Raw genomic sequence first — 13,922 nt, 5'->3', positions numbered from 1 at the left:
TACATCCTATCAATCAAGATGAGTTTTCCCATCATTGTTGTTCATCCAAGGAACGTAAAAACGCCATCTTCGCTTTTAATTGTTTCTCTAGACCACGATCACTGGGCTCATAAAAACGCTCACCGATTAAAGCATCAGGCAAATAAGTTTCGCCTGCTGCATAAGCGTGTGGTTCATTGTGCGCATAACGATATCCACTGCCGTGTCCCATTTCTTTGGCTAAGGCCGTTGGCGCGTTTCGTAAATGCACTGGTACCTCGCCATCTGTATGGTTCTCGACTGCCTTCATTGCTGCCTTAAACGCTTTATACACTGCGTTACTTTTTGGTGCCAGTGCACAATAGATAACAGCTTGTGCTAGTGCTCTCTCTCCCTCTGCTGGGCCAACGCGATGATATAAGTCCCAGGCGTTTAGACACACTTGCAAGGCTCTTGGGTCCGCGTTTCCAATATCTTCGGATGCAATAGCGAGTAACCTTCTAGCAATAACTAAGGGATCCCCTCCGCTTCTAATGAGCTTTGCAAACCAATACAAAGCACCATCTGCTGAAGAGCCTCGAACAGATTTATGAAAGGCTGACAACAAGTCATAATAATGATCACCGTCTTTGTCGAACGCAAGTACCTTCGAGCCAGTCGCTTTTTGAACCATCGAAAGGTTTATTTGTGACTCATTGGCTAACATATCCGCACATATCTCAATTGACATGAGTAAGGTTCTTGCATCGCCGTTGGCGTGCATTAACAGAGCCTGTTTAGCTTCATCATCAATTTCGAATGTCGATTCATCACGCGCTTTTATAAAACTGATTGCACGAGAGAAAAGTTGTTCTAGGTCTTCTGCTTGAAGTTTTTCAAGAATAAAAACACGCATTCTCGATAACAAGGCTCGATTTACAGAAAAACTTGGATTTTCAGTGGTCGCTCCGATTAGGATAATATGGCCACTTTCTACATAAGGTAGAAATGCATCTTGCTGGCTTTTGTTGAAGCGATGAATTTCATCAACAAAGACGACTTTTTGTTTCTGAAATAAATCTACGTTGTCACTGTCACCAATGGCAGCACGTATCTCTTTTACACCGGCATTAATGGCGGATAACTCTATAACGTCTGCATCTAACTGTTTAGCAATGAGATGCACTAAACTTGTTTTACCAGAACCGGGGGGCCCCCAAAAAATCATAGAGTAGCAGGTAGACTGCGCAAGCATTTTTGAAATGGTACCATGCTCGCCAACCAAGTGACTTTGGCCGACATAGTCAGACAGCGAAACTGGTCTTAAAAGACTCGCTAAGGGTTGATAAGAAGCACTAGGCATGACGATAGATAATTATTTAGTGCGTTGATCATCAATGATATAAGTATCGGGTACCGAGAAACCGAAAGTGTTGTCATTTATTTCTTGATTCTGCTTAACATCAGTAAACACTAATAAGCTAGTCTGTTCTTGCCGGTCGTAAGAAGTTAAAGACCTTAGGCTTCCTGAAACAAACACTAAATCAAGCTGACTGATACTCGCTTCAGGATCAGTGGAAACAACGGTAAAAGTGCTTTTGTTTTTGCTTACCGAAACTCTCTCCCACTGCGAGTTATCGTCTGAGACTAGCAACATAAGAGGGTTGCTATCCGTCAACGCTTTTTGGTCCATGACGGTCACTTGTTCAACGAACGGGTCAATATTCCAGACTGTTTCGCCATCAGCAATTAACAGGGACTCATCCGGCTCGCTTGTCTCCCACCGAATTTTGTTGGGTGTCAGCAAGCTAATATTTCCAGAGGAGCGTTGCAACTCTTCCCCTTCAGCGTCGGTTATGAGTTGGGAAAAAGTCGCTTGAAACGATGAAAAGTCAGACAATATGTCTTGTAGTTCAGCCTTCGCGCTTATTGCAGCCTTGATAGGCGTTTGTGCAAAAACAGAAGTACTTAAACAAGAGAGCAAAACAAATAAGGTTCCGATCGTTTTTCGATAAATGGCAATGTTTTTCACTAATTATTCCTTAGGCGGAGGCGGAGCTAATACTTCACGATTACCGTTATGACCCGGCGCACTTACGACACCGCTCTGCTCCATTTGTTCCACGAGCCTTGCGGCCCGATTGTAACCAATTCTAAATTTACGCTGAACACTAGAAACTGATGCTCTTCGAGTTTGAGTAATAAATGCAACAGCTTCATCGTAAAATGCATCTAACTCTTGATCTTCTCCATCAGCTTGCTCACCTGGTAATAATACTTCAGCTGTGGCCTCACCATTTAGGATTTCATCAATGTACTGTGGCTCACCTCTTGCTTTCCAGTCTGCAACAACAGCATGTACTTCGTGATCATCTACAAATGCGCCATGAACACGCGTTGTAATACTTGTTCCTGGCGGATTATAAAGCATGTCACCCGCGCCCAATAGCGATTCTGCGCCTTGTTGGTCGAGTATCGTTCTTGAATCTATTTTGCTAGAAACTTGGAAGGCGATACGCGTAGGGATATTCGCTTTTATTAGCCCAGTAATAACATCAACTGATGGTCGTTGCGTTGCAAGTATCAAATGAATACCAGCAGCCCTTGCTTTTTGGGCGATACGCGCTATCAATTCTTCTACTTTTTTACCGACAATCATCATCATGTCAGCGAATTCATCTACTATCACTACGATGCTAGGCAATTTATCTAATTCTGGCGCCGTTTCTTCCATGCTATCTTCAGACTTCCATAATGGGTCTAGTATTGGTTGACCATTCGCTTTCGCTTCTTTAATTTTCTTGTTGTACCCTTTCAGGTTTCGCACGCCCAAGGCAGACATCAATCGATAACGGCGTTCCATTTCACCAACACACCAGCGAAGCGCATTTGAAGCTTCCTTCATATCGGTCACAACTTCTGCAAGCAGATGTGGGATACCTTCATAAACCGACAACTCGAGCATTTTTGGGTCAATCATGATCAAACGCACATCTTCTGGTGTTGATTTATACAACAGACTCAAAATCATGACGTTTACACCGACCGACTTACCAGAACCAGTTGTACCAGCAACCAGTAAGTGTGGCATTTTACCCAAATCAACAACAACAGGTTTACCCGAGATATCAGCACCTAAAACCATCGTCAATGGTGATTCATTCGCCTGAAAAGCTTTTGTTTCGATGACCTCACTGAGACGCACCATTTCGCGATGTTTGTTTGGTAATTCCAGACCAATCACTGACTTACCCGGAATAACTTCAACAACTCGCACAGAGATAGCCGACATCGCCCTGGCTAAATCTTTAGACAAAGCCGTTATTTTGCTGACTTTCACACCCGGTGCTAAATCGAGTTCAAATCTTGTAATCACTGGACCAGGTAACACATCAACCACTTTTGCAACGACATTAAAGTCAGCAAGTTTGGCCTCTAATAGGCGAGAGACCTGATCGAGTTCTTCTTGAGTGATCGGGTTCTCATGCTTGTCCGCTCTCTCTAACAAGTCAAACGATGGCATCACCGGCTTTTCTGTTGCCGGTTTGGCTGCGTTAGCGCCTTGATTAATTGTTGGTGGCTGAATACTTTGCTCTGCACGTAATCCGCCCTGCCCTACACTTTTTGACGCTCGTACTACCTTTATTCGCTGTGCTTCTGGTTTTTGTACTTGCGGTTCATCTTCTTCCTCTGACACTTCAAACGGGCTTAATTTATTTTCAAGGGGTTCGTCTTCCTCAGACATAAATACAGCATCAGGAATATGGAACTTCGGCTCAGTGCGTTGAGGTGTATCGTTATTTGTTTCTGTTGCCGCTTCTGCTTGCGAATAGTCCGCTGCTTCTGGTTCCGGCTCAGCCCGGAGCGCGGTAATATTGAGTTCGGCTGTTTCACTTTCTTTTGGTAAATGGGCATCGATATCAGCAAGCCCTTGCGCCTCTGGTTTCTTGAGAGCCGGCAGCGACACTGAACTTAATGTAGAAGGCAAACGATAAACATCCAGTGCTCGGTTGATCGTAAACGAGCCAATGCTATCAATGATAGTTAGCCAAGAGATACCTGTTGCGAGTGTAAAGCCCGTACAAAAAAAGCTGATAAGCAACAATATTGTGCCTACAAAACTAAAATGCGGAATGAGTGCGGTACTGATAATATCGCCCATTGCTCCGCCAGCAGATACGCTATAAAAGTCATCGAAATTGATACTTGCTATACCTGTAAAACCGAAAACCATGAACAAGGCACCAATTAAACGGAGGCTAATAGTGAGGTAATCAAGCTTAGCGACACTTTTGACGTGTAGGAAAATAAACCAGCCACAAAACGCCAAGGCAAACGGCAGAGCGTACGCGGTAATGCCGAAGGTAAACAATAAGATGTCAGCAGACCATGCACCCATTGAGCCCATTAGATTCTGAATTTCATTGTGTAAACCCGCCTGAGACCAACCTGGGTCACTTGGGTGAAATGAAGCTAAAGCGATCAATAAAAAGAAAGCAGTGGCGCATGATAACATCATGCCTACTTCCATTAGTCGCTGAGTTCCGGACAATCGCGCCATATTCCCTACATCTTTTGTATGTTTAGTTCTTATTATATGTTTTCAGTGCTAAGAATATCATAATCCAAATGACTGAACACAGAATGAATGCTATTTATCGTTAATTTTTATCTTGTTTGTATGCTTCACTTCTTCCATCACGACGTAGGTTCGTGATTCACTCACACCAGGCAAACGCAATAACGTGTCTCCCAACAATTTTCGATAACTGGACATATCCGCAACCCTTGCCTTCAAAAGGAAGTCAAAATTGCCTGACACCAAATGACATTCTTGAATATCATCCTGGCTCTGTACAGCCGCAGAAAATTCTGCAAAGATATCTACCGACGTTTTTGAGAGTGTTATTTCGACAAACACCAACATTGCCGCCCCAAGTTTTGCTGGATCGACATTCGCTGTATAACCGACAATATACCCCTGCTGCTCTAGCCTCTTTACTCTTTCTAAACAGGGGCTTGGACTTAAGCCTACTCGCTTCGCCAATTCAACGTTAGCTAGCTTTCCATCATTTTGAAGTTCTGTCAGGATTTTTCTATCGATTCTATCAATATGTTTGGGAGTTTTAACCAGCATTTTATACCGCCTTTGTTGCCAAGTACAAAACATACTACCAGAAAGTTAAAATCTTCGATATTTTTGTTTTCAAAAAATACAGTACACTGCTATCGAATTTTTTTAGCTAAGGTAAATAAGATGATTGTAGGTGTACCAAAGGAAATTAAGAATCACGAATACCGCGTCGGTTTAACACCTGCCGCAGTGCAAGAGTTCACAAATAATGGGCACGCTGTCCTTGTTCAAGTGAATGCTGGCACGTCAATTGGTTTTACAGATGATTTATATCTAGCTGCTGGCGCAACAATGATTGAAACCCCAGAAGAAATCTTTGCCACCGCAGATATGATTGTTAAAGTGAAAGAGCCTCAGCCTAACGAGTGTAAAATGTTGCGTGAAGGCCAAACTCTCTACACTTACTTACACTTAGCACCTGACCCTGTACAGACTCAATTATTAGTTGAATCTGGTGCTACCTGCATCGCATATGAAACTGTCACCGACAACCGCGGCACTTTGCCACTCCTTGCTCCAATGAGCGAAGTTGCAGGTAGAATGTCTATTCAAGCGGGTGCGCATTACCTAGAAAAAGCCAATGGCGGAAGCGGCACTCTGCTTGGTGGCGTGCCGGGCGTTGCACCAGGCAAAGTATTAATAATAGGTGGCGGCGTTGTTGGGCTTAACGCTGCTAAAATGGCGATGGGACTTGGTGCAGATGTCACAATTTTAGACCGCTCTTTAAATCGGTTGCGAGAGCTTGATGATATTTTTGAAGGTCGCCTCACCACTGTCTTTTCAACTTCTGATGCGATTGACTATTATTCATCTCGAGCAGATTTAGTTGTTGGAGCAGTTCTCGTTCCCGGCGCTGCCGCACCCAAGCTGTTAACGCGCGAGCATATCAAAAATATGAAGCCAGGCTCTGTGCTAGTTGACGTTGCTATTGACCAAGGTGGCTGTTTTGAAACCTCTAAGGCAACGACTCATCAAGATCCTGTATATATTATTGATGATGTCGTTCATTACTGCGTAGCAAACATGCCAGGCGGTGTTGCTAGAACATCTACCATGGCATTAAACAACGCCACGCTTCCATTCGGTTTAGCCCTGGCGAACAAAGGACCTAAGCAAGCGATGCTTGATGACCCGCATTTGTTGAATGGTTTGAACGTACACAAAGGAATAGTGACTTATAAAGCCGTTGTCGATGCTTTAGGCGACAGTTTAGGCTTGACCTATCAAAATGCAGCGGAAGCATTAGCGCTGTAATTTTGGGTCATAAGAAATACAAAAAAGGAGCAGACTTATCTGCTCCTTTTTTTATGCTTATTCAAAACAAACTCTGATCTTCAAAACAAATTGTCATCTTAAATAGTCACTTATGCTTTGATTGATAGCATCTAAACTATCTAATGGTGAATCTGACTGAGTAATTGGACGACCAATAACCAAATAACTGACACCATCAGCCATCGCAGTTTTAGGCGTGGCAATGCGTTTTTGATCTCCTTTGTCGCTGCCTTCTGGGCGTATACCTGGAGTCACTAGGGCAAAATTAGGATCAACAAGGGTGCGCAGCGCTTTTGCTTCCTGTGCAGAACAAACTATTCCATCAAGACCACAATTTTGCGCCAACAAAGCCAATTTTTTCACCTGCTCTTGAATGGGCGTATTACCCATCACGGCGTCTAACTGCTCTTGATCCATACTTGTCAGCACCGTCACTGCCGTTAGTAAAGGGCGGCGGCCTGACACAGAATCCAAGGCTTCTTTCGCGGCTTTCATCATGACCTCACCGCCGCTAGCATGCACATTCACCATCCACACACCCAGTGATGCGGCCGCTTTACAAGCTTTTGCCACCGTATTAGGAATATCATGAAATTTCAAATCTAAGAATACATCAAACCCCATCTCAATAACTTGCTTTACCCACTCTGGGCCAAAGTAGGTAAACATTTCTTTACCTATCTTCAAACGGCATGCATTAGGGTCGAGTTTTGCTATTAAGTCATTGGCAAGAGTGACATCATCAAAATCTAGAGCAACAATGACTTTTGCGTCTCTAATTTTCATTTTTTATTCTCCATCTAGCCCTTTTATAGGCTTATTACTTGACCATGTTTTACATGAAGGGCATAACCAGTGCAATTGACGCCCGGAAAAACCACAACTATGGCAACGATACTTAGGTCGTTGACCGATTTGTTTATCAAGTAAAGACTTCAGGTGCTCAATGCTTCTTTGCGCTTGCTCACTTTCCTTAAAGTCTTCCTGATATAAACTCAGTAGCGTTTTAAATCCGCGCATTGTTGGGTGTTTCTGTAATTGCGTATTTAAGGTATCAATCGCAAGATTATTTTCACCACGTTTGGCAATAATGTTTACTTTAGCAATATATGAGGACGCACATTTTTGCCAGTAGGGTTCAAGAAGCTTATCTAATTCGTCCCAGCCATCACTTTTAGCTGCCCACTCTTCTAACAGTGGAACAGCCTCACTCAACCAATCTAGGTCTCGTTTAGGAATTTCAGATAAATAATTAAACGCTTCTTTGTAATTTCCAGACTCTAAGGCCAAACGCCCAAGGTCTAACCACGCTCTGACTTGGCTGCCATCGATTACAATTGCTTTCTTCAAAAATGATCTAGCTTCATCGACATTTTCGTCTTCGAGCAATAATTTTGCTTGTTCGCAGTAGAAGTGTGAAAGCAAAACGTACAAATGTTTGTCATTTGGCGTTATTTGTATACTCGCACTGGCTAAATCTATTGCCTTATTCCACTCTTTGGTAATTTGGTAAATGTTAAATAGTTTTTGCTGTGCAAGATCAAAATGCTGAGTCTGCTCTAGCAACTGCAAGAAAACACCTTCGGCACGTTCTAAAAAGCCAGCCATAAGATAATCAGTCCCTAACTCAACAAGTGCGAGTGCTTCTTGCCTGCTGCTGATTTCGTCACGACTAATTAAGTTTTGATGCACGCGAATAGCACGGTCTAACTCGCCCCGATGCCGGAAAAAGTTACCCATCGCGATGTGGGTCTCAACAGTGTCATTATTTACACTGATCATTTTCATTAAGGTGTCGACTGCCTTATCTGGCTCGTCGGACAACAAGAAATTCAGCCCTTTATAATAGTGCTTAGATAATATCGAGGATTGTTTACGTTGTGCTTTACGAAGGCTGTTGCGGCCCATTACCCAGCCATAAGCAACGGCGACTGGTAAGGCAAGAAAGAGAGCCTCTAACATTTAACTATTTTCTTTTGAAAGTTTCTTAATGCGTCTCTGCAGCAATTTGTTCTGCATCTTTAGCGCCAAGAAGCGTAAAAGCATTAATAAGAAACCAATAACGAAACCAATGGCCAAAGAAATGACCATAAAGGTAGCCACTCTCATCTCGGCTTTTGCTATAAGGTAATTAACGGAAATAATTTGGGTATTTTGAGAGCCAATGACAATCGCAAACATAAACAGCAAAATTATGACAACAAAAACGATTATTCCTTTCATCGATGCACCCTTTTCAACCGTCTTCCTGATTACAGATTAACTCTGTCTCTGAGTTCTTTGCCTGCTTTGAAGTGTGGTACGTGCTTACCTGTTAATTCAACTGTTTCACCCGTTTTTGGGTTTCTGCCAGTTCGTGGTGCACGGTAATGTAATGAGAAACTGCCAAACCCTCTAATTTCAATACGGTCGCCGCGTTGAAGGGTCTGTGCCATTTGCTCTAGTAATTCTTTGATTGCGAGTTCAAGCTCTTTACCTTGAAGGTGCTGTGCTTTTTCGCCTAAACGTTCGATAAGTTCTGATTTGGTCACAAAAAAATCTCCTATATAAGAATGAAGTCAAGCAACCGGGAAGAAATTGGAGCGACAGGAACTGCCGCTCCGAATTGCATTACTCGCCTTTAGCAGCTTTAAATGCTTCTGCCATCGCGTTAGCGAAACCAGCGTCTTCACCTTGATTGTTAACTTGATCAAGAGCTTCTTTTTCATCAGCCTGATCTTTTGCTTTAACAGAAAGGTTTACAACACGGTTCTTACGGTCAACGCCCATGAACTTAGCTTCGATTGAATCTCCAACCTTCGCTACTTCACTTGCATCTTCCACTCTATCGCGTGCAAGGTCACCAATGCGGATATAACCAACAACTTCTTCACCAAGTTGTACTGACACACCTTTAGCATCGGCCTCGATTACTGTTCCATTAACAATAGCACCTTTCTTGTTATCTGTCAGATACTTATTGAATGGGTCTTCTTCGATTTGCTTAACGCCAAGAGAGATACGCTCACGCTCAGGGTCAACTTGAAGAACAACAGCTGAGATTTCATCGCCTTTCTTATAGTCACGAACCGCTTCTTCACCTGTTTTCTGCCATGAAATGTCAGATAAGTGAACAAGACCGTCGATGCCACCGTCAAGACCGATAAAGATACCGAAGTCAGTGATAGACTTGATCTTACCGGACACTTTGTCACCTTTTTCGTGTGACTTAGCGAATGTTTCCCAAGGGTTGTCGATGCACTGTTTAAGACCTAGAGAGATACGACGACGTTCTTCGTCAATTTCAAGAACCATCACTTCCACAACATCACCTAAGTTAACAACTTTAGATGGGTGGATGTTTTTGTTAGTCCAATCCATTTCAGAAACGTGAACCAAACCTTCAACACCGTCTTCGATTTCTACGAAACAACCGTAGTCAGTTAGGTTAGTCACAGCACCGCTTAATTTAGCGCCTTCTGGGTAACGATTAGCAATTTCCTGCCATGGATCGTTGCCCATTTGCTTCATACCAAGAGAAACACGTGATTTCTCTTTGTCGAACTTAAGTACTTTAACGTTGATTTCATCACCAACGTTTACAATTTCACTTGGGTGCTTAACGCGTTTCCAAGCCATATCTGTGATGTGTAGAAGACCATCTACGCCACCTAAATCTACGAACGCACCGTAATCAGTTAAGTTCTTAACGATACCCTTAACTTCATCACCTTCTTCCAAGTTAGAAAGAAGTTGGTCACGTTCTGCGCTGCTCTCTGCTTCGATAACCGCACGACGAGAAACAACAACGTTATTACGCTTAGCATCAAGCTTAATAACTTTAAATTCTAATTCTTTGCCTTCAAGGTGTACTGTTTCACGAACAGGACGCACATCAACAAGTGAACCAGGTAAGAACGCACGTACAGTATTAACTTCAACTGTAAAACCGCCTTTAACCTTACCGTTAATGATACCTTTAATCGTTTCTTTTTCTTCGTAAGCTTTTTCAAGTTCAACCCACGCTTCGTGGCGTTTAGCTTTCTCACGAGAAAGGATAGTTTCACCGAAACCATCTTCAACTGCATCAAGAGCAACGTCTACTGAATCACCAACGGCGATTTCAAGAGAACCATCTGCTGCTTTGAATTGGTCTACTGGAATAGCGCTTTCTGATTTCAAGCCGGCGTCAACAAGAACGATGTCTTTATCGATAGATACTACTGTACCTTTCACAATTGCGCCTGGGCGAGTTTCTAGCTGTAGTAAGCTTTCTTCAAAAAGCTCTGCAAAATTTTCAGTCATTTTATTTGATAGTCTTTTTTAATCCGTAATATCATCCATAGGATTACGGGGTTGTTAATAATACAGTCGTCGTCCTGGCAACTGCTTTAAACATCAATACCAAACAATTTGGAATCGATGAAATCCTTTGCTTTATCAAGCACTTGCTTAATACTCATTGAAGTAGAATCAAGTACTAAAGCATCACTCGCTGCCACCAAAGGAGCAACAGATCTGCCCGAATCTCGCTTGTCACGAGCCTCTATGTCAGATAAAAGGCGCGGAAGTGTAACATCAAAGCCCTTGTCTTTCAACTGATCGTAGCGTCTTTGCGCTCTGGCTTCGGCGCTAGCTGTTAGGAATATTTTCACATCGGCATTTGGGAAAACAACCGTGCCCATATCGCGACCATCTGCAACTAAACCTGGCTCCTCAGCAAATGCTCGTTGACGACGCAATAAGGCCTCTCTAACGGTTGGTAATGCGGCGACTTTTGATGCCAATGCACCAACGTCCTCGGTGCGTATATCGTCTGACACATCCTCGCCTTCCAGAATCACTCTGGTATGGCCGTTAATCGTTTCAAAAGTCACATCTAAGCTTGACGCGAGTGGCACGATACCAAGCTCATCGTCCGGGCTAATACCATGGTGAGTGGCTGCAACTGCAAGCACTCGATAGATAGCACCGCTATCTAAGAATCGCCAATGATAATGTTCGGCAATAAGGGTACTGAGCGTTCCTTTGCCCGCGCCACTTGGCCCATCGACTGTAACTACTGGGACTTTATCCATAATTGCTCCGTATCTGCATGGCCGAAAAAACGCGGCAATTATACGCGCATAGAAGCTCAGTGCAATGCCTTATAGTAATTGCACTGAGCGATATCATAAAAAGTTCACTTAAACGTACGTGTTATCTCGAGATGGTGCTAAACGTCTGGAAGTAAGTCGGGAAGGTTTTCGCCGTACACTTTGGATCATTGATGGTAATTCCAGCATCACCTAGGGCCAAGAGGCTAAAACACATTGCCATGCGATGGTCATTATAGGTATCAATACTAGCATGCTGTAATCCAGTTGTAGGAGGAGTGACTTCGATAAAGTCATGGCCTTCTACGACGCTAGCACCCACCTTTTTCAATTCAGTTGCCATTGCGTGCAATCTATCTGTTTCCTTTACTCGCCAGTTATACACATTTGATATGCGTGTTGTGCCTTTTGCAAACAGCGCCGTTGTAGCAATAGTCATGGCGGCATCAGGAATATGATTCATGTCCATATCAACAGCATTTAGTGGTGCACCTGTCACTTGAATAAAATCATCGCCCCACTCTACTATCGCGCCCATCTTTTCAAGTACATCAGCAAACGCAACATCGCCCTGAATAGAAGCTTTTCCTACTCCGGTCACTTTTACCGTGCCACCTTTAATTGCCGCTGCCGCCAAAAAGTAAGAAGCAGATGAAGCGTCACCCTCGACTAAAAATTCACCCGGTGATTGATATTGTGCGTCTGCTGAAATGTGGAAAGACTTATATTCATTATTGTCGACACTGACACCAAACGCCTGCATCGTTTTTAGTGTTATGTCGATATAGGGTTTCGACACTAATTCCCCTTTAATCACTATTTCCAAATCATTGGTGAGCAATGGAGCTGCCATAAGTAATGCAGTCAAAAACTGTGAGGAGACTGTACCATCCACCTCCAAACGGGAAGCATCTATTGCTTGACCTTGGATTTTTAAGGGTGGAAAACCAGTTTCTTTTAAGTACGTAATATGGGCGCCTGATGCGATTAGTGGGTCAACTAAATCACCAATAGGGCGTTCTTCCATGCGCGGCTCACCGGTCAATTCAACATTCACATCTGAAAATGCTAAAGCCGCACAAAGAGGCCTCATAGCTGTGCCTGCGTTCCCTAAGAACAAAGAGAGCTCTTTTTCACACGAGAATCGACCACCCATGCCTTGCACGGTACATTTCGTTTTGTCTGGACTAAGATCAAACTGCACGCCAAGAGCAGATAGAGCATTAAGCATGTGTCGTATATCGTCACTGTCCAATAAGTTAGTGAGTGTCGTTGTACCCGTCGATACTGCCGCTAGCAATAGTGCACGATTAGATAGACTTTTTGAACCTGGTACGTTGACTTCACCTGCAACTGCATTGATTGGTTCTAAAGTTAAACTTTCCATTTATCCATGTTTCCTTTCAAATTCTTTCATAAAACCCGCTAATGCTTGAACACCCTCAAGTGGCATAGCGTTATAAATACTTGCTCGCATACCGCCTACAGCTCGATGCCCTTTTAACGCAACTAAACCATGTGACTCCGCTTGCTCCAAAAACATCGCATCTAAGCTACTGTCTTGCAATTGAAAGGTCACATTCATTTTTGAACGGAAGCTCTCATGGACGTTATTTTTATAAAAACCAGTGCTGTCTATTTGCTGGTACAAAAGCTCACTTTTCTCTTGGTTCCTCTGTGCCATCTTCGCTAACCCCCCTTTGGTTTTCAGCCACTCGAATACGAGCCCAGCTAAATACCATGAAAAGGTTGGAGGCGTGTTGTACATCGAACCACTTTTTGCCTGCAGTTGGTAATTGAAAATAGAAGGAGTTTGTTCTCTTTCGATGCCAATCAAATCGTTTCGTACAATGACCAACGCTAAACCCGACGGACCAATATTTTTTTGAGCTCCGGCATATATGACGCCGTATTCTTCAATGTTAAGAGGTTTAGATAAAATATTGGAAGACATATCTGCCACAATGGGTACGGCATCGTTGCCCGATTTAGGTACCCAGTCAATTTCCACACCATCAACCGTCTCGTTGGTACAATAGTGAAAATAATCAGCCTGATCAGATATGGACCATAGCGTTTGATCCGGCACAACGATTTTGCCATCGACTAATGCCGACTCAGCGAGTATTTCAGTTTTGGTATATTTTCTCGCCTCAGCCTCAGCTGAGACTGACCATTGACCAGTTAACAAATGTTGGCTCACACCACCTTGTTTTGAAATATTCATCGGTACAGCTGAAAACTGACCTCGGCCACCACCTTGCATAAACAACACAGTGTAATTACATGGAATAGATAAAAGCTCTCGCAAATCGGCTTCTGCTTTTTCTGCTACCTCTATAAAGGGTTTGCCTCGGTGGCTTACCTCCATTACTGAGGTGCCTAATCCTCTCCAATTTAGCATTTCATCTTGCGCTTGCTGCATAACTTCTTTTGGCAGCATCGCTGGTCCGGCACTAAAATTAAATATATTTTGCATC

General features: G+C 43.3%; 13 protein-coding genes. 1 reads left to right on the top strand and 12 read right to left on the bottom strand.

What is annotated here, in order from left to right:
• Positions 1-31: 31 nt before the first annotated feature.
• The 4 genes from RM556_RS01745 to lrp form a co-directional block, all read right to left on the bottom strand.
• Positions 32-1,321 (bottom strand): replication-associated recombination protein A, encoded by a 1,290-nt coding sequence (locus RM556_RS01745; protein ID WP_311373699.1) that lies wholly within the window; start codon positions 1,319-1,321, stop codon positions 32-34.
• A 12-nt stretch (positions 1,322-1,333) separates the two neighbouring features.
• The gene (lolA, locus tag RM556_RS01740; protein ID WP_311373698.1) at positions 1,334-1,990 is read right to left on the bottom strand and encodes an outer membrane lipoprotein chaperone LolA; all 657 of its coding nucleotides are present in this window, start codon (positions 1,988-1,990) and stop codon (positions 1,334-1,336) included.
• A 3-nt stretch (positions 1,991-1,993) separates the two neighbouring features.
• A complete protein-coding gene (locus tag RM556_RS01735) occupies positions 1,994-4,519 on the bottom strand; it encodes a DNA translocase FtsK 4TM domain-containing protein (protein ID WP_311373697.1) in 2,526 nt (841 codons plus the stop codon).
• Between the two features lie 90 nt (positions 4,520-4,609).
• The gene (gene lrp, locus RM556_RS01730) at positions 4,610-5,095 is read right to left on the bottom strand and encodes a leucine-responsive transcriptional regulator Lrp (protein ID WP_311360220.1); all 486 of its coding nucleotides are present in this window, start codon (positions 5,093-5,095) and stop codon (positions 4,610-4,612) included.
• Between the two features lie 120 nt (positions 5,096-5,215).
• Here lrp and ald point away from each other — a divergent pair, with 120 nt between their 5' ends.
• Positions 5,216-6,346, top strand: coding sequence for an alanine dehydrogenase (gene ald / locus RM556_RS01725; RefSeq protein ID WP_311360219.1), 1,131 nt, complete (start codon positions 5,216-5,218; stop codon positions 6,344-6,346).
• Between the two features lie 93 nt (positions 6,347-6,439).
• Here the strand turns inward: ald and pyrF are convergent, their stop codons facing one another.
• The 8 genes from pyrF to serC all read right to left on the bottom strand — a co-directional run bounded on the left by pyrF (position 6,440) and on the right by serC (position 13,921).
• Positions 6,440-7,153, bottom strand: coding sequence for an orotidine-5'-phosphate decarboxylase (gene pyrF / locus RM556_RS01720; RefSeq protein WP_311373696.1), 714 nt, complete (start codon positions 7,151-7,153; stop codon positions 6,440-6,442).
• A gap of 3 nt (positions 7,154-7,156) precedes the next feature.
• Entirely contained in the window at positions 7,157-8,329 is a 1,173-nt protein-coding gene (lapB, locus tag RM556_RS01715; RefSeq protein WP_311373695.1) for a lipopolysaccharide assembly protein LapB, read from the bottom strand.
• Positions 8,330-8,590 carry a LapA family protein gene (locus RM556_RS01710; protein ID WP_311360216.1) on the bottom strand — a complete coding sequence of 87 codons (261 nt, stop codon included), beginning with the start codon at positions 8,588-8,590 and terminating at the stop codon, positions 8,330-8,332.
• Positions 8,591-8,619: 29 nt separating this feature from the next.
• Entirely contained in the window at positions 8,620-8,898 is a 279-nt protein-coding gene (gene ihfB, locus RM556_RS01705) for an integration host factor subunit beta (protein WP_311360215.1), read from the bottom strand.
• Between the two features lie 79 nt (positions 8,899-8,977).
• The gene (rpsA, locus tag RM556_RS01700) at positions 8,978-10,651 is read right to left on the bottom strand and encodes a 30S ribosomal protein S1 (protein ID WP_311360214.1); all 1,674 of its coding nucleotides are present in this window, start codon (positions 10,649-10,651) and stop codon (positions 8,978-8,980) included.
• 86 nt (positions 10,652-10,737) lie between these two features.
• Positions 10,738-11,424, bottom strand: coding sequence for a (d)CMP kinase (cmk, locus tag RM556_RS01695; protein ID WP_311373694.1), 687 nt, complete (start codon positions 11,422-11,424; stop codon positions 10,738-10,740).
• Between the two features lie 121 nt (positions 11,425-11,545).
• Entirely contained in the window at positions 11,546-12,829 is a 1,284-nt protein-coding gene (gene aroA / locus RM556_RS01690) for a 3-phosphoshikimate 1-carboxyvinyltransferase (RefSeq protein WP_311360212.1), read from the bottom strand.
• The gene (serC, locus tag RM556_RS01685) at positions 12,830-13,921 is read right to left on the bottom strand and encodes a 3-phosphoserine/phosphohydroxythreonine transaminase (RefSeq protein WP_311373693.1); all 1,092 of its coding nucleotides are present in this window, start codon (positions 13,919-13,921) and stop codon (positions 12,830-12,832) included.
• Position 13,922: the final 1 nt, after the last annotated feature.

It is taken from the genome of Alteromonas sp. W364 (assembly GCF_031846205.1).
In the GTDB taxonomy this organism is placed as follows: domain Bacteria; phylum Pseudomonadota; class Gammaproteobacteria; order Enterobacterales; family Alteromonadaceae; genus Glaciecola; species Glaciecola blandensis.
This window is presented reverse-complemented; position numbering and strand designations above follow the sequence as displayed.

Coding starts and splice junctions, on each gene's coding strand:
- RM556_RS01745 (WP_311373699.1), bottom strand. CDS start 1,321: ATGCCTAGTGCTTCTTATCAACCCTTAGCGAGTCTTTTAAGACCAGTT.
- RM556_RS01735 (WP_311373697.1), bottom strand. CDS start 4,519: ATGGCGCGATTGTCCGGAACTCAGCGACTAATGGAAGTAGGCATGATG.
- lrp (WP_311360220.1), bottom strand. CDS start 5,095: ATGCTGGTTAAAACTCCCAAACATATTGATAGAATCGATAGAAAAATC.
- ald (WP_311360219.1), top strand. CDS start 5,216: ATGATTGTAGGTGTACCAAAGGAAATTAAGAATCACGAATACCGCGTC.
- pyrF (WP_311373696.1), bottom strand. CDS start 7,153: ATGAAAATTAGAGACGCAAAAGTCATTGTTGCTCTAGATTTTGATGAT.
- lapB (WP_311373695.1), bottom strand. CDS start 8,329: ATGTTAGAGGCTCTCTTTCTTGCCTTACCAGTCGCCGTTGCTTATGGC.
- RM556_RS01710 (WP_311360216.1), bottom strand. CDS start 8,590: ATGAAAGGAATAATCGTTTTTGTTGTCATAATTTTGCTGTTTATGTTT.
- rpsA (WP_311360214.1), bottom strand. CDS start 10,651: ATGACTGAAAATTTTGCAGAGCTTTTTGAAGAAAGCTTACTACAGCTA.
- cmk (WP_311373694.1), bottom strand. CDS start 11,424: ATGGATAAAGTCCCAGTAGTTACAGTCGATGGGCCAAGTGGCGCGGGC.
- aroA (WP_311360212.1), bottom strand. CDS start 12,829: ATGGAAAGTTTAACTTTAGAACCAATCAATGCAGTTGCAGGTGAAGTC.
- serC (WP_311373693.1), bottom strand. CDS start 13,921: ATGCAAAATATATTTAATTTTAGTGCCGGACCAGCGATGCTGCCAAAA.